Here is a 20,027-nt window from a genome sequence, read left to right on the forward strand (position 1 = left end):
TCAGGCGGTGGCCGCTTCGGCCGGCGCGGCTTGCGCGGCGGTCTGCGGCGCGACGGTGCGGCAGAAGTCCTCGACGGTGGACACCCAGCCGAAGAAGGTCTCGACGTTGTAGACCGTGGCCTGCTGGATCGCCGGCCCGCCGAGCTCGTGCGTGGCGTCCTCCAGCATCGCGGCGAAGTACTCGAGGTGGAAGGCGTCGCGCAGCGTGGACTCCACGCACACGTTGGTGGCGATGCCGGTGAAGACCAGGTTGCGGATGCCGCGCGCGCGCAGGCTGCTGTCGAGCGTGCTGTTGAAGAAGCCGCTGTAGCGGGTCTTGGGGATCACGATGTCGCCGGCCCGCGGCCGCAGCGCGTCGATCAGCTCGTAGTCCCAGCCGCCCTTGGCGAGGAAGCGGCCTTGCAGCTCGGGCTTCCTGCGCATGGTCTTGAGCGCGTTGGACTTGTGCCAGTTGGGCGAGCCGGGGCCGCCGGCCTCCACGTAGTCCGCATCCCAGCCGTTCTGCAGGAACACGACCAGCAGGCCGGCCGCGCGGGCCGCGGCAAGGGTGCGCGCGATGTTGGCGATCACGCCCTGCGCGCCCGAGATGTCGAAGCCGGCCGTGTCCACGTAGCCGCCGGAGGAGGCGTAGGCGTTCTGCAGGTCGACCACGATCAGCGCGGTGTTGGCCGCGTGCAGCGCGAGGGGCTCGGGCCGCGCGGGCAGCACGAGCGGCGCGGGCGCGCCCGGCGCATTCGGCACGCCAGCGGGGGTGCTGGAGGCGAGGGTGGTGTTCTTGCGGTTGCTCATGGCCGTCCTTGTCGATCAGGCAACCAGGCGCTCGGCGGCGACGCGCGAAGGCACGGGGCTGTCCATGTGCGTGCGGCTCTTCATCAGCGGCTGGATGTGTTCGCCGAAGGCCTCCACGCCGGGCAGGAAGTCGTCGAAGGTCAGCAGCACGCCCTCGGTGCCCGGCACTTCGGCGACCTCGTCGAGCAGGCGCGCGACCGTCGCGTAGGAGCCGACCAGGGTGCCCATGTTGATGTTGACGGCGGAGGTCGGGTCGGCCATCTGGCGCACGTTGGTGTCGGCGCCCGACTTGGTATCGGCCGCGCTCTGCTGCGTGAGCCAGGCCAGTGCCTCCTGGTCGGCGCCGGCCTTGTAGTGCTCCCACCTGGCGCGCGCGGCCTCGTCGGTGGCGTCGGCGATGACCATGAAGAGCACGTAGGAGGTGACGTGGCGGCCGGTCTTCTTCGTCGCCTCGATCAGCTTCTGTGCCGCCGGCGCGAAGGCCTGCGGCGTGTTGACGCCCTTGCCGAAGCAGAAGTTGTAGTCGGCGTAACTGGCGGAGAAGTCCATGCCGGCGTCGCTCTGGCCGGCGCAGATCACCTTCATCTCGGCCTGCGGCCTGGGGCTGACGCGGCAGTCGTCCATCTTGAAGTGATCGCCCTTGAAGTCCGACTGCCCGGTGGCCCAGAGCTGGCGCAGCACCTGCACGTATTCCGACAGGTACTGATAGCGCGTGCCGAAGAACGCGTCGCCGGGCCACATCCCCATCTGCGAGTACTCGGGCTTCTGCCAGCCGGTGATCAGGTTGAGGCCGAAGCGGCCGTTGGAGATCGAGTCGATGGTCGAGCTCATGCGCGCCACGATGGCTGGCGGCATCACCAGCGAGGCGGCGGTGGCGTAGAGCTTGATCTTCGAGGTGACGGCGGCCAGGCCGGCCATCAGCGTGAAGGTTTCGAGGTTGTGGTCCCAGAACTCGGTCTTGCCGCCGAAGCCGCGCAGCTTGATCATCGACAGCGCGAAGTCCATGCCGTAGTGTTCGGCGCGCTGCGTGATCTGCTTGTTGAGCTCGAAGCTGGGCTTGTACTGCGGAGCGTTCTCCGAGATCAGCCAGCCGTTGTTGCCGATGGGGATGAAGATGCCGACGTTCATGCGTTGCGCTCCGGGGCTAGAGAGGGGTGGCGATTGCTATGCATACACCGTGCCATTCCTCTAAGTCCTTTGAAATCAACAACTTGCACTCCGGCCCTGCTTATGTTTGGACCAAATGGTCCAATTTGGAGCGTTTGGTCGGACGGATCGCGATTGGCTTTGGTGCAACAGCGTCGCGCTTGTGCGTCGCAACCGGCCGCCCGACCCCGCACAATCTCCGTCACTCCCCGTGTTTCTTCCGCCATGCCCAAGACCAAACTTCGCGCCGCCGCCCTGGCCGGCACTGCCGACGATGTGGAGGCGACCTTCTACGAGTCGCTGCAACGCGGCGACATCGATGCGCTGATGGCCTGCTGGGCCGACGAGGACGAGGTGTTCTGCGTGCATCCCGGCGGCCCGCGCCTGGTGGGCGCCAGCGCGATCCGCGCGGCCTTCGAGCAGATGTTCGCCAACGGCGCGATCCATGCCACGCCGGCGCACGTGCGCAGGGTGGAGTCGCTCGCCAGCGCGGTGCACAACGTGCTGGAGCGCATCGAAGTGCTGACGGCCGAGGGGCCGCGCCACGCCTTCGTGCTGGCCACCAACGTCTATCACAAGACCGCGCAGGGCTGGCGCATGGTGGCCCACCATGCGAGTCCGGGAACGGTTCATGCGCCCGACGAGTCGGAAGAGATACCGCAGACCCTTCACTGATGCAGTACGTTGCGCCACGCTGGTTGCCGGGCGGCAACCTCCAGACCATCTGGCCCGCGCTCTGGGCGCGTCGGGTCGAGGCGCCCCTGCCGGCTTACCTTCGCGAGCGCTGGAACACGCCGGACGGCGACTTCATCGACGTGGACTTCCTCGCGGCAGAGGGGCCGGCGCCGAAGCCGCTGCTGGTGCTGTTCCATGGCCTCGAGGGCTCGTCGAAGAGCCACTATGCCGAGGCCTTCGCGGCCCACGCGCAGTCGCGCAGCTGGGACTACGCGGTGCCGCACTTCCGTGGCTGCAGCGGCGAGATCAACCTGGCGCCGCGGGCCTACCACTCCGGGGACTTCGAAGAGGTGGGCTGGATCCTCTCGCGCCTGCGCGAGCGGCATGCGGGGCCGATGCTCGTTGCCGGCGTCTCGCTGGGCGGCAATGCGCTGCTGCGCTGGGTCGAGGAGGCAGGCGCGGAGGCCTCGAAGGTAGTGAGCGCGGCGGCCTCGATCAGCGCGCCGCTGGACCTGGCGGCCGGCGGCGCGGCCATCGGGCAGGGCTTCAACCGGCTGGTCTATACGCGCATGTTCCTGGCCAGCATGAAGCCCAAGGCGCTGGCCAAGCTGGCCCAGCATCCGGGGCTGTTCGACCGCGAGGCGCTGCTCGCGGCCGCGGACCTGCACGCCTTCGACAACGTGTTCACTGCGCCGCTGCACGGTTTTCGCGACACCGACGACTATTGGCGCCGCGCCTCGGCCAAGCCGCACCTGGACGCGATCCGCATTCCGGCGCTGGTGGTGAACGCGACCAACGATCCCTTCGTGCCGGCCGCCAGCCTGCCGCGCCCGGAGGAAGCGGGCCGCCACGTCACGCTGTGGCAGCCGGCCCATGGCGGCCATGTGGGCTTTCCGATGGGGCGGCCGCCGGGCCATGTGCTGGGCATGCCCGAGCGGGTCGGCGACTGGCTGGCGCAGCACCTCTGAAGAGGCTTCGTCCGATGGCGCGGCGGCATGATCCGCGCCAGAATCCCCGGCATGGACGACATCGTCAAACAGGCGCTCGCCAAGTGGCCCAACGTGCCGCACTGCTACGGCTGGCTGGGCCTCGACGCACGCGGGAACTGGTACCTGCGCGACGACCGCACGCAGGCTATGGGGGCCTTTCCGGCCCCCAAGGGCTCGCGCCTCGAGCACGAGAAGCTGATCGACTTCATCCAGCGCAACTACGAGCACGACGAGCAGGGCCAGTGGTTCTTCCAGAACGGGCCGCAGCGCGTCTACGTGGAACTGGAGGCTGCGCCCTGGGTGTGGCGGGTCGGCGAGGACTTCTCGGTGCGCTCGCATGCCGGCGATCCGGTCGAGCCCTCGGCCTGCCTGGTCGACGAGCAGGGGCGGCTCTATTTGGTCGCGCCGCCTGGCCTGGGCCTGGTGCATACGCAAGACGTGGGCTACGCGGCCGAGGCCATCGAGCAGGGGCGCTGGGTGCCGGAGAGCGTGCGCGCGGAGGAACTGCCCGCGCGCTTCGGCCATGTCATGAGCCCGGCGGCGGGCCGACCCGTCCAGGCCGCGCATTGAAGGAAAGCGCAGGCCCATGAAAAAAGAGCCCGCATGCGGGCTCTTTTGCTGTGAGGTCCGAAACCCCGATTACTGCTTGGTAGGTGCCGGCGCCGCTGCCGCTTCCGAGGCTGCAGCCTCCGGGGCGCCTGCGGTCGCCGGACGGTCGGGCACCGGGAACTTGGCGCCGCCGGCATTGGCCAGGTAGACCACGGCACGGCCGATTTCCACGTCTTCGAAGTCGCCGCCGCCCTGGGGCGGCATCGCGCCCTTGCCCTTGATCGCATGCTCGAGCAGCGTGGCGTAGCCCTGGCCGATGCGCGGGCCCCAGGCCGCGGCGTCGTTGAGGTGCGGAGCGCCCGGGATGCCCGGGGCGCCGTGGCAGGCCACGCACTGGGCCTTGAACACCGCCTCGCCGGCGGCCAGCGGCCGGTTGGCGTCGCGGATCTCGATCGAGCCGATCTTCTTGAGGCGCTCGGCGATCTCGCGGTCGCGTGCTTCCTTCGACACGCCGTAGAGCGCCATGCCGGTGCCCTGGGCCTCGCCCGACGGATGATTGGCGGAAGTCACGTACGAGACCAGACCAACGATGATCAGGATCGGCGCGATGAAGGAGAAGAAGACCGCCAGCAGCAGTTGTTTGGGGTTCTTGATCGGGCCGATGTGGGCGTCTTCTGTGGCCTGGTGGTGCGCGTCGTCGCTCATTGGGTCCTCAGTGTGGGGGCTCGTCGGGGGCTTTTTCTAATCGACCGGCGATTATAGAGAGGCGCCCGAAAGCGCCCCGCGACGGTCCTCGGCCGCTCAGCGCGTGGCCCATCCACCGCCCAGCGTCTTGTACAGCACCACCTGGTTCTGCAGCTGCGCGAGCTGGATCTGCACCGCAGCCTGTTGCGCGCCGTAGAGCGAGCGCTGGGAGTCGAGCAGGTCCAGCGCGCTGGCGATGCCGTTGCGGTAGCGCAGGTCCGACAGCTTGAAGCGCACCGCCTCGGCCTCCGACTGCGCACGCAGGGCGCGCAGCTGCTCGCCCAGGGTGGCGCGGCCGGCGAGCGCGTCGGCGACCTCGCGGAAGGCGGTCTGGATCGACTTCTCGTATTGCGCCACCGCGATCTCGCGGCCGGCCTTGGCCGAATCCAGCCCGGCCCGGTTGCGGCCGGCGTCGAAGATCGGCACCGTCAGCTGCGGCGAGAAGGCCCAGGCCTTGGTGCCGCTATCGAACAGGTTCGAGAACTCGCTGCTCGCCGTGCCGATCGAGGTGGTCAGCGTCACGCGCGGGAAGAAGGCCGCGCGCGCCGCGCCGATGTTGGCGTTGGCCGCGATCAGCTGCTGCTCGGCGGCGCGGATGTCCGGCCGCTCGCCCAGCAGGTCGGAGGGCAGGCCGGCGGGCAGCTCCGCCATCGGCGCCACCGCGTCCAGGCCGCGCGCGCCGCCCTCGGTAGCCTCCGGCGGCACCGGCGCGCCGAGCAGCAGGGCCAGCGCGTTCTCGTCCTGCATGCGCAGGCGGCGCTGCTCCGCATACGAGGCGCGCGCGGTCTCGGCCAGCGAGTCGGCCAGGCGCAGGTCGATCTCCGAGACCACGCCGCTGTCGAAGCGCATGCGGGTGAGCTTCTGCGACTCCTCTCGGGTGGTCAGCGTCTGGCGCGTGAGCGCCAGCAGCTCGTCGTCCGCGATCAGCGTGAGCCAGCCGCTGGCCACGGCGCTGATCAGGCTGATCTGCGTGGCCTTGCGCGATTCCTCGGTGGCGAGAAACTGCGCCAGCGCCTGTTCCTTGAGGCTGGCGACGCGGCCGAAGAAGTCGAGCTCCCAGGCCGTGATGCCGAGGTTGACCGCGTAGCTCGAGGTCACGCTGCCGCCCAGGCCCAGCGACTGCAGCGCATTCGGGCTGGAGCGCGAGCCGCTGGCCGAGAGGTCGACCGCCGGGAACTGCGCCGCGCGCTGGATCTGGAACTGCGCGCGCGCCTGCTCGATGTTGAGCACGGCCACCCGCAGGTCGCGGTTGTTGGCGAGGGCGCTCTCAATCAGCTTCGCCAGACGCGGATCGGTGAAGTAGTCCTGCCAGGCCAGCGTCGAGGCCGGAGAGGGGCTCGTGGCCGCGGGCTGTGCGCCCGGATAGCTGGCCGGCACCGGCGCCGCGGGGCGCTCGTAGGTGGGGATCAGCGAGCAGCCGGCCAGCACCAGGGCGGCGGCGCCGGCCAGGGCGGTGGAAACGAAGTTCTTCTTAATCATGGGCGGGGCTTTCTTCAATGCCTGCGGCCTGGGCGTGGCGCCTGTCGACCTCGTGCTGCCGGTCGCTGCCCTTGAACAGGCTGCGCACCACCACGAAGAACACCGGCACGAAGATCACGGCGAGTGCCGTGCCGGTCACCATGCCGCCGATCACGCCGGTGCCGATCGCGCGCTGGCTTGCCGAGCCCGCGCCGGAGGCGATCACCAGCGGCAGCACGCCGAGGCCGAAGGCCAGCGAGGTCATGATGATCGGCCGGAACCGCAGGTGGGCGGCGGCCAGTGCCGACTCGACCACCCCGCGGCCCTGCGCCTGCAGGTCCTTGGCGAACTCGATGATCAGGATCGCGTTCTTCGCCGACAGGCCGATGATGGTGATCAGGCCGACCTGGAAGTACACGTCGTTCGAATAGGCGCGCATCAGCGTCGCGAGCAGCACGCCCAGCACGCCCAGCGGCACCACCATGATCACCGACAGCGGAATGGTCCAGCTCTCGTACAGCGCGGCCAGGCACAGGAACACCGCCAGGATCGAGAAGACGTACAGGATGATCGCCTGCGAGCCCGCGAGCTTTTCCTCGCGCGACTGGCCGGTCCATTCGTAGCCGAAGCCCTGGGGCAGCTGTGCGGCCAGCTTTTCCATCTCGGCCATCGCGGCGCCCGAGCTGTAGCCCGGCGCGGCCGAGCCCGAGATGCGGATCGCCGGATAGCCGTTGTAGCGCACCGTCTGCTGCGCACCCGTCACCCAGCGCGTGTTGGCGAAGGCCGACAGCGGCACCGGCTCCCCCTTGGTGTTGCTGGCGTTGAGGCGCAGCAGGTCGTCCGGCTGCATGCGCGCCGGCGCATCGGCCTGCACCACCACCCGCTGCAGGCGGCCCTGGTTCGGGAAGTCGTTCACGTAGGTCGAGCCGAGCGCCGTCGACAGCGTGGTGTTGATGGCGTCGAAGCTCACGCCCAGCGCGTTCGCCTTGTCGCGGTCGATGTCGATCTGCAGCTGCGGTGCGTCCTCCAGGCCGTCCGGGCGCACCTGCGTCAGGAGCGGGCTCTTGCCGGCCATGCCCAGGATCTGGTTGCGCGCGTTGACCAGCGCCTCGTGGCCGGCGCCGCCGCGGTCCTGCAGGCGGAAGCTGAAGCCGCTGGCGTTGCCCAGCTCGGGGATGGGCGGCGGCGACAGCGGGTAGATGAAGGCGTCGCGGATGCCCGACAGCGCCCCGAAGGCGCGGCCGGCCAGCGCCTCGGCCGAGTGGGCCGGGTCGTGCCGCTCCTTCCAGTCCTTGAGCGTGACGAAGGCGAGGCCGGCGTTCTGGCCCTGGCCCGAGAAGCTGAAGCCCAGCACGCCGACCATGCTCTCCACCTCGGGCTGCTTCAGCATGTACTTCTCGACGTCCTGCATCACCGACAGCATGCGTTCCTTGGTCGCGCCCGGCGGCAGCTGCACGTTGACGATGAGGTAGCCCTGGTCTTCCTGCGGCAGGAAGGAGGTGGGCAGCTGCCGGTACACCAGCACCACCGCGCCGAAGATGGCCGCGTAGATCAACAGGTAGCGCGCCGCGCGCTTGAGGATGCGCGCCACCAGGCTCTCATAGCCCTTCGCGGTGCGCGTGAAGCCGCGGTTGAACCAGCCGAAGAAGCCGCGCTTCTCGTGGTGGTGGCCGGCCTCCACCGGCTTCAGCAGCGTGGCGCACAGGGCCGGCGTGAGCGACAGCGCCAGGAAGGCCGAGAAGCCGATCGAGGCCACCATCACCGCCGAGAACTGGCGGTAGATGTTGCCGGTGGAGCCCGCGAAGAAGGCCAGCGGCACGAACACCGAGATCAGCACCACCGTCACGCCGATGATGGCGCCGGAGATCTGGCGCATCGCCTTGCGCGTGGCCTCGAGCGGGGAGAGCCCCTCCTCGCTCATGATGCGCTCCACGTTCTCCACCACCACGATCGCGTCGTCCACCACGATGCCGATCACCAGCACCATGCCGAACATGGTCAGCACGTTGATCGAGAAGCCCAGCGCCAGCAGGACGCCGAAGGTGCCCAGGAGCGCGATCGGCACCACGATGGTCGGGATGAGCGTGTAGCGCCAGTTCTGCAGGAACAGGAACATCACCAGGAACACCAGCGCCACCGCCTCGAACAGCGTCTTCACCACCTCGGTGATGGAGATGTTCACGAAGCGCGAGCTGTCGTAGGGGATGGTCCACTTCACGCCCTGCGGGAAGTAGCGCTCCAGCTCGGTCATCTTGGCGCGGATCGCCTTGGCCGACTGCAGCGCGTTGCCGCTGGGGGCGAGCTGCACGCCGATGCCCACCGCCTGCTCGCCGTTGAGCCGCGCCGAGGTCGAGTAGGCCTGGCCGCCGAGCTCGATGCGCGCCACGTCCTTGAGCCGCACGGCCGAGCCGTCGGTGTTGGCGCGCAGCACGATGTCGCCGAACTGCGAGGTCGTGGTGAGCTGGCCGTTGACCACCACTGTGGCCGCGATCGCCTGCCCCGGCACGTTGGGCAGGTCGCCGATGGTGCCGGAGGAGACCTGCGCGTTTTGCGTGCGGATCGCCGCGTTGACCTCGGCCGCCGACAGGTTGTAGCCCTGCAGCCTGGCCGGGTCGATCCAGATGCGCATCGCACGCTCGGTGCCGAACAGCTGAGCCTGGCCGATGCCGGCCACCCGCTGCAGCTCGGGCACCACGTTGCGCGACGCGTAGTCGCCAAGCGCCGTGGTGTCGATCGCCGGGTTGTCGGAGGACAGCATCGTGAACAGCAGGAAGTTGTTGCGCGACTTGTCCACGCGCACGCCCTGCTGCGTTACCGCCGCCGGCAGCCGCGGCGTGGCGCGCGACAGGCGGTTCTGCACGTCCACCTGGGCGAGATCGGCGTTGGTGCCGGTCTCGAAGGTGATGGTGATGGTGCCGGTGCCATCGGCCTGCGCCACCGATTCCATGTAGATGAGGCCCGGAGAGCCGTTCATCTCGCGTTCGATGACCGAGAGCACGCTGTCCTCCAGCGTCTGGGCCGAGGCGCCGGGATAGGCGACGTTGACGACGATGGCCGGCGGTGCCACCGGCGGGTACTGCGCGATCGGCAATTGAGTGATGGACACGGCGCCCACCACGATCACGAACAGGGCGATCACCCACGCGAAGATGGGCCGGTCGATGAAGAACTTTGCCATGCGGGCGCGCTCCTTACGGCTTCGCGGCCGGAGCCGAGGCAGCGTTCGCGGGAGCAGCCGGGGCTGCGGCGGATTCGGGCGCCGGCGCCTTCCACGGCACCGCCTTCACCGCCGCGCCGGGCGGCATCATCATCAGCTTCTGGAAGCCGTCGACCATCACCTGCTCGCCGGCCTTCAGGCCGTCGGTCACCACCCACTGGTTGTTCTGGGCGGCGGTGATCTTCACCGTGCGCTTGTGCATCTTGCCTTCGGCATCGACCACGGTCAGCGTGTCGCCCTGCTGGGTGCGCGTGACCGCCTGCTGCGGCACCGTGATCGCGTTGGTGGCCTGGGCCTGCTCCACCTTCACGCGGACGTAGAGGCCGGGCAGCAGCTCGCCCTTCGGGTTTGGCACCTCGGCGCGCAGCGTCACCTGGCCGGTGGTCGAGTCGACCGTGAGGTCGGAGAACAGCAGCTTGCCGGGCAGCGCGTACTCGGCGCCGCCTTCCAGCTGGATGCGCACGCTGGCCGCGTCGCTGCCGCTCGCGCGCTTGAACTGGCCGGCCTCCATCGCGCGGCGCAGCTTGAGCACCTCGTTGGCCGATTGGGTGAAGTTCACGTACATCGGGTTGATCTGCTGGACCACGGCCAGCGCCGTGGCGTCGCCCTGGCCCACCAGTGCGCCTTCGGTCACCAGCGCGCGGCCGATGCGGCCGGAGATCGGCGCCGTGACGCTGGCGTAGCCCAGGTTGATCTTGGCCGTCTGCACCGAGGCGCGGGCCACCGCGATGTCCGCATCCGCCGTCTTCGCGGCAGCCACCGCGTTCAGGTATTCCTGCTTGCTGACCGCGTTGGCTTCCACCAGCGGCTTGTAGCGCTCGGCCAGGGCCTTGGCCTGCACCGCATTGGCCTCGGCGCGCGCCAGGCTGGCCTGCGCGCTCTGCGCGGTGGCCAGGTAGGGCGCGGGGTCGATGCGGAACAGCGGCTGGCCGGCCTTCACGTCGCTGCCTTCGCGGAACAGCCGCTCCTGCAGGATGCCGGCCGCGCGGGCGCGCACCTCGGCCACGCGCGAGGCCTCGAGCCGGCCGGGCAGTTCCGTCAGCAGGCCGACGTCGGTCGGCGTCGCCACCACCACCCCCACTTCGGGCGGCGGCGGCGCCCCGCCGCCGGCACCGCCGCCCTTTGCGCCAGCGGCCGGCGCCTCGCTCTTGCCGCAAGCGGCGAGCGCCAGCACCGCGGCCATTGCGAGGGCGGCAAAGGCGGGGCGGCGCGACGTGGACAACAACGAATGACGCGAGACATGCAGGAGAGGCATGCGATTCCTTTGAAGCAGAGACGGGGAACGGCGCGTGGTCGCAGCGAGTGCCTATAGCAATACGGCGAGCCTGGCCATCAGGAGGGACCCGAGTTTACATACATTCGTGAATGTATAGTGGCAACCCTCACGACTTCGGTTGTTTTACAAGTTTCAAGTCAAAGGAGCAAAGTGGTCCGTCGTACCAAGGAAGAGGCGCTGGCGACCCGGCATCGGCTGCTCGATGCCGCGGAGGTGCTGTTCCAGTCTCAAGGTGTTTCGCAGACCACGCTGCAGCAGATCGCGCAGGAGGCCGGCGCCACGCGTGGTGCGATCTACTGGCACTTCAAGGACAAGCCGGACCTCTTCAACGCCATGATGGAGCGCGTCACGCTGCCGCTGGAGTCCGCCACCCGCGAGGCCAGCGCGGCCAACGAGGACCCGCTGGCCGCGATCGAGCAGGTGATGGTGCAGGCCCTGAGCCTGATGACGACCGACCCCCAGGTGCGGCGGGTCTTCGAGGTGGCCACGCTCAAGGTCGAGTACACGGACGAGATGGCGCCGGTGCTGCAGCGCCATCGCAGCGCGCGCAACGAATGCGTGGCGGATTTCGTGCATGCGCTGCAGCATGCGGCGAGCCGCGCGGGGATCGAGCTGCCCATACCGGCGAAGACCGCGGCGTATGGGCTGCATGCGGTGATCAGCGGGTTGATTCAGGACTGGCTGCTGGAGCCGGGGCGTTTGACCTCGTGCCGGCGGGGCGGCATCTGTTCAATGTCTATCTTGCGGGGCTTGGGGTTCGAGCGCAGGGCGGGGTGGGGGAGGGGCGCCGCAAAGGGGGCTGCGTGATCAGTGATAATGGCGGGCTTCGGCCGCTGGGCCGGAGCCCCATCTCGCTGTATTTCAATGGATAGAATTCGGCCCTCCGAAGGCTGAGATCCAGGTTCGATTCCTGGCGGCCTTCAAAGGCCGGAAGCATCCGTATGCTTCCGGCCTTTTTCGTTTTCCCTCTGAGAATGCCATGCCGGTCGTGCGAGTGCGTGCGAGCGCGAAGATGTTCGACGTGGACACGCGGTAGGCACGGCCGAACACGGATGCACGCCGACCGAACCGACCCCTGTCAGAACTGCGTATGCGCTCCCTGCGAAGGCATCGGGATGACCGCGTCGACCTGACTGCCCGCTGCCCCCAGCGTCGTTGACGCTCCCCCGGTCTCGCTGTCTCCGGTTGAGAACAGAAACGTTCCCCATGCAAGCGCAAGGCATGCAAGCAGCACGGGCCAGCCAAACGCGAGGACCAATGCCGCCATTGCAAGGGGGCTCACAAGGAAGGCGATAAGTCGCATACGTGTCTCCAAAATCGTTCGTCATCGGCAGGCCCGCCTCGTTCGTACGAGTGATGGGTCTTGCCTGAGGTCCAATGTAGGCATCTGAGCAAGCGAATACATGAGCGGTGTGCCCCTATCCGAGGAGGACAGAACGCCCGTCTTCGTTCGACGTCAGGCATGACTAAACGCCCACTGTGTACCCATTGAACGGCCTCGTCGGTGTTACCCGGAGGTGGCCTTCCAGGGTCTTTGCCGTTCCCCCGGTGACCGGACTCGACCTCAGCTTCCCAGCCGGCTGCCGAGCGCCTCGAAGCGCCACTGCATGCGCATCCTCAGCGTCTCGTCGCGCGCCAGCGTCCGCAGCCCCGGCCGGCCCTCGAGATGAAAGGCATCGATAGGCTGCGTGATCGGCTCGAAGCAAAAGGCATTGCCATCGCGCGGCCGGTACATCAGGCAGTAGTGGCGCTCCGCACCGCCATCCTCCTCGAAGTCCGGCATCGTCAAGCTCAGCCGCAGCCCATGCTCCGGCCACTCGATGCGCGCATGCCCGCCCCACCCGGTGTACGCGTTGTCGACGAAGCTCCCGAAGGCCGGAGCACCGCGTCCCAGGTCCCAGTCCTCAGGGATCTGCTCGGTGTGCCGTGTCGGCAGCGGGTCATCGCCGCACAACCAGACCCCTTGCACCGGCGCGACGATGCGCGTGCGCGCCGTGCGCAGGAACCACGGATGCACGCCGAGCCCGTAGGGCAGCGGCGTCGACCCCAGGTGCTGCACTTCGAGCGTCTGCTCGAGCCCGTCGTCGACCAGGCGAAACCGCTGCACCGCGCGGTACTCGTACGGATTGCCATCGAAGCGCAGCGACTGCAGCGTCATCGTCGCGGTGTCGTCCTCCAGGCTGTCCAGCTGCCAGGCCTGCAACCAGCCGTCGCCGTGGATCGGGTAGGGCTCGCCCGCGCGGTTCGGCCGCATCGGATGAAACTCGCCCGACTCCTCGAAGCCCCCGCCGCTGATCCGGTTGGACCACGGCACCATGGGAAAGGAAGCCATGCGGTAGAGATCGGCCGTGACGCCGTCCCACGGCCGCCAGAGGTCCAGCAGGCCCTCGGCGCGCTCGAGCTGCCAGGCGGCCACACTACCGCCGAGCGAGGGCACGAGGCCCAAGCGCTGGCGGCCGTGCCGCAGCCAGACGGTGGGGTGCGGAGCGTCCGTGGCCATGCTGTCAGCCGGCAAAGCGAAAGGCCGGCAGCCCCGGGCTGTCGACCTCGATCGCGAACAGCCCGCCCGCCAGCGGCTCGGCCGCGCATTGCGCCTCGTCCAGCCCCACCTTGGCCGAGCTGATGTACAGCGTGCGCAGCTCGGGCCCGCCGAAGGCGCAGTTCGTCACCTGGCTCACCGGCAGCTCGATGCGCGCCAGCTCGTCGCCGCTCAGCGGATGGTGGCAGCTCACGCAGCTGCCGGCCCAGTGCGCGATCCAGAGGCGGCCCGCCGCATCGGTGGTCATGCCGTCCGGCAGGCCGTCGCCGCGGGCGAAGCGCAGCCAGAGCCGGCGGTGGGCGAGGGTGCCGCGCTCCGGGTCGACGTCGTAGGCGAGGATGGCGCCCTTGACCGTGTCGTTGAAGTACATCGTGCGGCCGTCGAGCGACCAGGTCGGTCCGTTGGTCACCGCGAAGCCGCTGTCGTGCTGCGCGCATTGGCCGTCGGGGTCGTAGCGGTACAGCGCGCCGCTCGGGGCCACGCAGTCGAAGTCCATGGTGCCGCCCCAGAAGCGGCCGCGGGCGTCGCACTTGCCGTCGTTGAAGCGGTTGCTGAGCAGCTCCGGCTCGGGCCGGTGCAGCCACTGCGGGCCCGCTTCGGCCGCCGCCGGATCGAAGAAGGCAAAACCGCGCCGCAGCGTGACGATCAGCCCGGGCGCGTTCTCGCGTTCGGCCAGCGCCGAGATCTCCTCGTCGAAGCGCCATTCGTCCTGCTTGCCGCTCGATGGATCGAGCCGCGACAGGCGCTTCTCCAGGATGTCGACCCAGTAGAGCGCCTGCTCGCGCGCCGACCACATCAGCCCTTCGCCGAGGCTCGCGCCCGCGGGCTGGATGCAGCGCAGCGCGCCTTCGAAGCGCGGAGCGGTAAATGTCGTGGAAAGACCCATGCGTGTCTCCGATCCAAGTCTGGCGGGTCACTCCGGACCCTTGACGCGCCGCATCGTAGCAAGGCATATTGATAAGCGAAAGCCTGCAATTGCGTATATATCGATACGCAATTTGCAATGTCAGATAACCAGGAGACCTTCTTGACCGCCACCGCCCGGCGCGCCGACGCGCCTGCTTTTTCCACCTATCCCAGCCTGCGCGACAAGACCGTCTTCGTGACCGGCGGCGGCAGCGGCATCGGCGCCGCGATCGTCGCCGCCTTCGCCGAGCAGGGCGCGCGGGTCGCCTTTGTCGACATCGCAGAGGAGGCCAGCGCCGCGCTCGCGCGGCAGATTGGCGAGGCGGGCCATCGCGCCCCCTGGTGGCGGACCTGCGATGTGCGCGACATCGCCGCATTGCAGGCCGCCGTCGCCGACGCCGCACGCGAGCTCGGCGACTTCGCGGTGCTGGTCAACAACGTCGCGAGCGACGACCGCCACACGCTCGAATCGGTCACGCCCGACTACTACGACGAGCGCATGGCCATCAACGAGCGCCCGGCCTTCTTCGCCATCCAGTCCGTGGTGCTCGGCATGAAGCGCCTGGGCGGCGGCTCCGTCGTCAACCTCGGCTCGACGGGTTGGCAGGGCAAGGGAGGCGCCTATCCCTGCTATGCCATCGCCAAGTCGTCGGTCAATGGCCTCACGCGCGGCCTGGCCGTGAACCTGGGGCGCGACCGCATCCGCATCAACACCGTCTCGCCGGGCTGGGTCATGACCGAGCGCCAGGTCCGCCTTTGGCTCGACGCCGAGGGCGAACAGGCCCTCGCGCGCAACCAGTGCCTGCCCGACCGCCTGCAGCCGCACGACATCGCCCGCATGGTGCTCTTCCTGGCCTCCGACGACGCGGCCATGTGCACCGCGCAGGAATTCAAGGTCGACGCCGGCTGGGTCTGAGGCAGCTCAGGCGTCGACTTCCAGCCGACGCCCATAGACCGCGAGGCTGGCCGCCTTCAGCGCCCGCATCATCACCTTCGCCGCCGGCGACAGCAGCCGGTCCGTGTGGGTGATGATGCCGAAGGCGTCCATGTGGCAGGGCACGGCCACGGGCAGCACCGAACCCAGGCCGTGCGCGGCGTAGTAGCGCGCCACGTCGGTCGCCAGCACCGCGAGCATGTCCGACTGCTGCAGCATGCGGGTGATGAAGAGCAGGGCCGAGGTCTCGATCACGTTGATCGGCGGCGCCAGCCCTTCCTCCCTGAACATCAGCTCGAAGCGGTGCCGCAGCACGCTGCCCGACGGCGGCACGATCCAGCCCGCGCCGACCAGGTCTCGCAGCGTCAGCCCGGTCATCGCCAGCAGCGGGTGCCCGGGCCGCACCAGCGCAGACACCGGCTCCTCGGTCAGCGGCTCGTAGTGCAGCTTGGCCTTGTCGTGCTCAGCGGACAGCCGCGCCACGAGGATGTCGAGCTTGCCCTGCTCGAAGCGCTCCATCAGCACCGCGCTGGTCTCGATCTCCAGCGCCACGCGCAGGTTGGGCTGGTCGCGCTTGACGATCGCGATGGCGGGCGGCATCAGCGTCAGCCCCGGCGCGGTGATGGTGCCCACGCTCACCTGGCCGAAGCGCCCGGCCTTCAGCGCCATGAGTTCGTCGTGCGCTTCGTTGAGGCTGGCCAGCGCCATGCGCGCGTGGCGGATCATGCACTCGCCGTACCAGGTGGGCCGCATGCCGCGCGGCAGGCGCTCGAAGAGCGGGACCTCCAGCACGTCCTCCAGATCCTTGAGCAGCTTGGAGGCGGCCGGCTGCGTCATGTTCAGCACCTGCGCGGCGCGATGGATGTTGCCTTCCTCCGCCAGCGCGACCAGCAGCAAGAGCTGCCGCGTCTTGAGGCGTGCACGGATGAACCAGTGCGTGTAGTTCGTCATGGGGTTTTCCTGAATCCTGTTTCCGGTATCGATTCGATCCAAATCTTCATTGGAAAGATATCAGTGCGATTCCTACACTCCGCCGCACCTTCCGCCATTAATCCAGGAGCCCCAACGTTGAAGCGCAGTCCCGAAGTCCAGCTCAGCGCCCGCCATTACATCAATGGCCGCTGGGAGACGGGCGTGACCAGCGGGCTGAGCATCAACCCCTCGGACCTGCGCGAGACGGTGGCCGAGTACGCGCGCGCCGACCGCAGCCAAACCGAGCAGGCCGTGCGCGCCGCGGCCGACGCCTTCCGCGCCTGGAGCATGACCACGCCGCAGCGCCGCGCCGACGCGCTCGACCAGATCGGCAGCGAGATCCTGGCGCGCAAGGACGAACTGGGCCTGCTGCTGGCGCGCGAGGAGGGCAAGACCCTGCCGGAGGCCGTGGCCGAAGCCGCGCGCGCCGGGCAGATCTTCAAGTTCTTCGCCGGCGAGGCGCTGCGGGTGGGCGGCGAAACCGTCGCATCGCTGCGCCCGGGCGTGCATGTGGACATCACGCGCGAACCCGTGGGCGTGGCCGGCCTGATCACCCCCTGGAACTTCCCGCTGGCCATTCCCGCCTGGAAGATCGCGCCGGCGCTCGCTTGCGGGAACGCGGTGGTGTTCAAGCCCTCCGAGCTGGTGCCGGCCTGCGGCTGGGCGCTTGCCGAGATCATCGGCCGCGCCGCGCTGCCGGCGGGCACCTTCAATCTGGTGATGGGCAGCGGGCGCGAGGTCGGCCAGGCGCTGATCGAGCATCCGCTGGTGGATGCGCTCAGCTTTACCGGCTCCGCGGCGACCGGCGAGCGCGTGCTGCAGGCCGCTGCCGGCCGGCGCGCCAAGGTGCAGCTCGAGATGGGCGGCAAAAATCCGCTGGTCGTGCTCGCCGATGCCGACCTCGAGCTGGCCGTGGACTGCGCGGTGCAGGGCGCCTTCTTCTCCACCGGCCAGCGCTGCACGGCTTCGAGCCGCCTCATCGTCGAGGCGCGGGTGCACGACGCCTTCGTCGCGCGTCTCAAGCAGCGCATGGCCGCGCTGAAGGTCGGCCATGCGCTCGAGCCCGGCGTGGACATCGGCCCGGTGGCCGACCGCGCGCAGCTCGAAGAGAACATGGCCGCCATCGCGACCGCGCGCGAAGAGGGCGCCGAGCACGTGTACGGCGGCGACCTGCTGCAGCGCCCAAGCGAGGGCCACTACATGAGCCCTGCGCTGTTCCTCGCCCAGCCCAACCACCGTATCGCCCGCGAGGAGATCTTCGGCCCGGTGGCCTGCGTGCTGCGCGCCGACGATGCCGAGCACGCGCTGGCGCTGGCCAACGACACGCCATTCGGCTTGTGCGCCGGCATCTGCACCAACTCGCTGCGCCATGCGATGCACTTCCGCCGCCATGCGCGCGTGGGCATGACGATGGTCAACCTGCCCACCGCCGGCATCGACTACCACGTGCCCTTCGGCGGTCGCAAGGCGTCCAGCTACGGCGCGCGCGAGCAGGGCCGCCATGCGGCCGAGTTCTACACCACGGTGAAGACCGGCTACATGAAGGCCGCGTGAAGCGTCCAGGAGGGAAGCGCTGCCGCCAACAGCAAGAGCCGAAGTCTGCAGCCATGACAGTGCGTTTCGATGTTTTAAACCATACCAACCAGGAGACAACAGCATGAAACTGAACCGCCGCACATTGACCACCGCCATCGCCGCCGCCTCGCTGGCCGCGCTTCTGCCGGCCACCGCGCTGGCGCAGAAGAAGATCGTCCTCGGCTTCAGCCAGGTCGGCGCGGAGAGCGAATGGCGCACCGCCAACACCGAGTCGATCAAGTCGGCCGCCAAGGAGGCCGGCATCGAGCTCAAGTTCTCCGACGCGCAGCAGAAGCAGGAGAACCAGATCAAGGCCATTCGCTCCTTTATCGCGCAGAAGGTCGACGTGATCGCGTTTTCGCCCGTGGTCGAGTCGGGCTGGGAGACGGTGCTGCGCGAAGCCAAGGCCGCCAAGATCCCGGTGGTGCTGACGGACCGCTCCGTCAACACCAAGGACGATTCGCTCTACGTCAGCTTCATGGGCTCCGACTTCGTCGAGGAAGGCCGCAAGGCCGGGCGCTGGCTGGTCGAGAAGATGAAGGACCAGAAGGGCGAGGTCAACATCGTCGAGCTGCAGGGCACGGTGGGCTCGGCGCCCGCGATCGACCGCAAGAAGGGCTTCGAGGAAATCATCAAGGCCGACCCCAAGTTCAAGATCATCCGCTCGCAGACCGGCGACTTCACCCGCGCCAAGGGCAAGGAGGTGATGGAGGCCTTCCTCAAGGCCGACGGCAAGAAGATCAATGTGCTCTACGCGCACAACGACGACATGGCCATCGGCGCCATCCAGGCGATCGAGGAGGCGGGGCTGAAGCCGGCCAAGGACATCACCATCATCTCCATCGACGCCGTGAAGGGCGCGTTCGAGGCCATGATCGCCGGCAAGCTGAATGTCTCGGTCGAGTGCAGCCCGCTGCTGGGGCCGCAGCTGATGTCGGCGGTGAAGGACATCAAGGCCGGCAAGCCCTTGCCCAAGCGGATCGTGACGGAGGAAACCATCTTCCCGATGGAAGTTGCCGCAAAAGAATTCCCGAAGCGCAAATACTGAAATGAGGCAAGGGCGCGCGCCCCCGCCGCGCGCCCGCCGAACAACTCCAGGAGACCCAGCCCATGAAACGCAACTTCCTCAAATCCACCCTTGCCCTCGCGGCCCTCGCCATCGCCGGCACGGCCGGCTTCTCCTCGCTCGCCCAGGCCCAGGACAAGGGCCCGATCGCGATCTCGATGCCCACCAAGTCCTCGGCACGCTGGATCGCCGACGGCTCGAACATGGTCAAGTACTTCAAGGAAAAAGGCTACAAGACAGACCTGCAGTACGCCGACGACGACATCCCCAACCAGCTCGCGCAGATCGAGAACATGGTGACCAAGGGATCGAAGGTGCTGGTGATCGCGGCCATCGACGGCACCACGCTGTCCGACGTGCTGCAGAAAGCTGCCGACAAGGGCGTGAAGGTCATCGCCTACGACCGGCTCATCAAGGGCTCGAAGAACGTCGACTACTACGCCACCTTCGACAACTTCCAGGTCGGCGTGCTGCAGGCGCAGTCGATCGAGAAGGCGCTGGACCTGAAGTCCGGCAAGGGCCCCTTCAACATCGAGCTCTTCGGCGGCTCGCCGGACGACAACAACGCCTTCTTCTTCTACAACGGCGCGATGTCGGTGCTCGACCCGTACATCAAGAGCGGCAAGCTGGTGGTTCGCAGCAAGCAGATGGGCATGGACAAGGTCGGCACGCTGCGCTGGGACGGCGCGGTGGCGCAGTCGCGCATGGACAACCTGCTGTCGGCCTACTACAGCAAGGACCGCGTCGACGCGGTGCTGTCGCCCTACGACGGGCTGTCGATCGGCATCCTGTCCTCGCTCAAGGGCGTGGGGTACGGCTCGCCGCAGCAGCCGATGCCGATCGTGTCGGGCCAGGACGCGGAAGTGCCCTCGGTCAAGTCGATCCTGCGCAAGGAGCAGACCTCCACCGTGTTCAAGGACACGCGCGAACTGGCGAAGGTCACGGTCGCGATGGTCGACGCCATGCTGGCCGGCAAGACGCCCGAGGTGAACGACACCAAGACCTACAACAACGGCGTGAAGGTGGTGCCTTCGTACCTGCTGAAGCCGGTGAGCGTCGATAGCTCGAACTGGAAGCCGGTGCTGGTCGACAGCGGCTACTACAAGGAAAGCCAGATCAAGTGATCGTGAGCGTGAGCGTGTGGCACGGCGAGCGGGCGCGCCCGCTCGCCGGTGCGAAGGAGGCCCCTTGA

The 20,027-nt window shown here is 68.4% G+C and carries 17 protein-coding genes; 8 read left to right on the forward strand and 9 right to left on the reverse strand.

Going from position 1 to position 20,027, the window contains the following annotated elements; translation table 11 throughout:
* Together rutB and rutA are read right to left on the reverse strand one after the other, a co-directional pair.
* On the reverse strand, positions 1-789 hold the full coding sequence (rutB, locus tag GXN78_RS15390; protein ID WP_106559306.1) for a pyrimidine utilization protein B: 789 nt from the start codon (positions 787-789) through the stop codon (positions 1-3).
* A gap of 15 nt (positions 790-804) precedes the next feature.
* Positions 805-1,917: a pyrimidine utilization protein A gene (gene rutA, locus GXN78_RS15395; RefSeq protein WP_106559307.1), complete on the reverse strand. Its 1,113-nt coding sequence runs from the start codon at positions 1,915-1,917 to the stop codon at positions 805-807.
* A gap of 243 nt (positions 1,918-2,160) precedes the next feature.
* On the opposite strand from rutA, the gene GXN78_RS15400 reads away from it, so the two are divergent.
* The 3 genes from GXN78_RS15400 to GXN78_RS15410 are packed head-to-tail and all read left to right on the forward strand — an operon-like array spanning position 2,161 to position 4,169.
* The gene (locus GXN78_RS15400) at positions 2,161-2,610 is read left to right on the forward strand and encodes a nuclear transport factor 2 family protein (RefSeq protein ID WP_106559308.1); all 450 of its coding nucleotides are present in this window, start codon (positions 2,161-2,163) and stop codon (positions 2,608-2,610) included.
* Positions 2,610-3,578 carry an alpha/beta fold hydrolase gene (locus GXN78_RS15405; RefSeq protein ID WP_106559309.1) on the forward strand — a complete coding sequence of 323 codons (969 nt, stop codon included), beginning with the start codon at positions 2,610-2,612 and terminating at the stop codon, positions 3,576-3,578. The genes GXN78_RS15400 and GXN78_RS15405 overlap by 1 nt, the downstream gene beginning before the upstream one ends.
* Before the next feature lie 51 nt (positions 3,579-3,629).
* Entirely contained in the window at positions 3,630-4,169 is a 540-nt protein-coding gene (locus GXN78_RS15410) for a DUF2946 family protein (RefSeq protein WP_106559323.1), read from the forward strand.
* 69 nt (positions 4,170-4,238) lie between these two features.
* Here the strand turns inward: GXN78_RS15410 and GXN78_RS15415 are convergent, their stop codons facing one another.
* From GXN78_RS15415 to GXN78_RS15430, 4 genes are all read right to left on the reverse strand, one after another.
* Positions 4,239-4,853 (reverse strand): c-type cytochrome, encoded by a 615-nt coding sequence (locus GXN78_RS15415; RefSeq protein WP_106559310.1) that lies wholly within the window; start codon positions 4,851-4,853, stop codon positions 4,239-4,241.
* Positions 4,854-4,949: 96 nt separating this feature from the next.
* Positions 4,950-6,368, reverse strand: coding sequence for an efflux transporter outer membrane subunit (locus GXN78_RS15420; RefSeq protein WP_106559324.1), 1,419 nt, complete (start codon positions 6,366-6,368; stop codon positions 4,950-4,952).
* The gene (locus tag GXN78_RS15425; protein WP_106559311.1) at positions 6,364-9,528 is read right to left on the reverse strand and encodes an efflux RND transporter permease subunit; all 3,165 of its coding nucleotides are present in this window, start codon (positions 9,526-9,528) and stop codon (positions 6,364-6,366) included. Before GXN78_RS15425 ends, GXN78_RS15420 begins: the two co-directional genes overlap by 5 nt.
* 13 nt (positions 9,529-9,541) lie before the next feature.
* Positions 9,542-10,822 (reverse strand): efflux RND transporter periplasmic adaptor subunit, encoded by a 1,281-nt coding sequence (locus GXN78_RS15430; RefSeq protein WP_106559312.1) that lies wholly within the window; start codon positions 10,820-10,822, stop codon positions 9,542-9,544.
* 171 nt (positions 10,823-10,993) lie between these two features.
* Between GXN78_RS15430 and GXN78_RS15435 the strand changes: the two genes are divergently transcribed.
* The gene (locus GXN78_RS15435; protein WP_164255478.1) at positions 10,994-11,650 is read left to right on the forward strand and encodes a TetR family transcriptional regulator; all 657 of its coding nucleotides are present in this window, start codon (positions 10,994-10,996) and stop codon (positions 11,648-11,650) included.
* A gap of 757 nt (positions 11,651-12,407) precedes the next feature.
* Here the strand turns inward: GXN78_RS15435 and GXN78_RS15440 are convergent.
* Positions 12,408-13,343 carry an aldose 1-epimerase gene (locus GXN78_RS15440; protein ID WP_106556469.1) on the reverse strand — a complete coding sequence of 312 codons (936 nt, stop codon included), beginning with the start codon at positions 13,341-13,343 and terminating at the stop codon, positions 12,408-12,410.
* Positions 13,344-13,347: 4 nt separating this feature from the next.
* Positions 13,348-14,268 (reverse strand): SMP-30/gluconolactonase/LRE family protein, encoded by a 921-nt coding sequence (locus tag GXN78_RS15445; protein WP_106556455.1) that lies wholly within the window; start codon positions 14,266-14,268, stop codon positions 13,348-13,350.
* A 117-nt stretch (positions 14,269-14,385) separates the two neighbouring features.
* Between GXN78_RS15445 and GXN78_RS15450 the strand changes: the two genes are divergently transcribed.
* Entirely contained in the window at positions 14,386-15,204 is an 819-nt protein-coding gene (locus GXN78_RS15450) for an SDR family oxidoreductase (protein WP_106556454.1), read from the forward strand.
* Between the two features lie 6 nt (positions 15,205-15,210).
* Here the strand turns inward: GXN78_RS15450 and GXN78_RS15455 are convergent, their stop codons facing one another.
* Complete coding sequence (locus tag GXN78_RS15455) at positions 15,211-16,173, reverse strand: LysR family transcriptional regulator (protein ID WP_106556453.1); 963 nt, start codon at positions 16,171-16,173, stop codon at positions 15,211-15,213.
* 117 nt (positions 16,174-16,290) lie between these two features.
* Between GXN78_RS15455 and GXN78_RS15460 the strand changes: the two genes are divergently transcribed.
* From GXN78_RS15460 to chvE, 3 genes are all read left to right on the forward strand, one after another.
* A complete protein-coding gene (locus tag GXN78_RS15460; RefSeq protein WP_239142725.1) occupies positions 16,291-17,748 on the forward strand; it encodes an aldehyde dehydrogenase family protein in 1,458 nt (485 codons plus the stop codon).
* Between the two features lie 103 nt (positions 17,749-17,851).
* On the forward strand, positions 17,852-18,817 hold the full coding sequence (locus tag GXN78_RS15465) for an ABC transporter substrate-binding protein (RefSeq protein WP_106556451.1): 966 nt from the start codon (positions 17,852-17,854) through the stop codon (positions 18,815-18,817).
* A 62-nt stretch (positions 18,818-18,879) separates the two neighbouring features.
* Entirely contained in the window at positions 18,880-19,959 is a 1,080-nt protein-coding gene (gene chvE, locus GXN78_RS15470; protein ID WP_106556450.1) for a multiple monosaccharide ABC transporter substrate-binding protein, read from the forward strand.
* Positions 19,960-20,027: the final 68 nt, after the last annotated feature.

The organism is Variovorax sp. WS11 (genome assembly GCF_010499245.1).
Lineage (GTDB): Bacteria > Pseudomonadota > Gammaproteobacteria > Burkholderiales > Burkholderiaceae_C > Variovorax.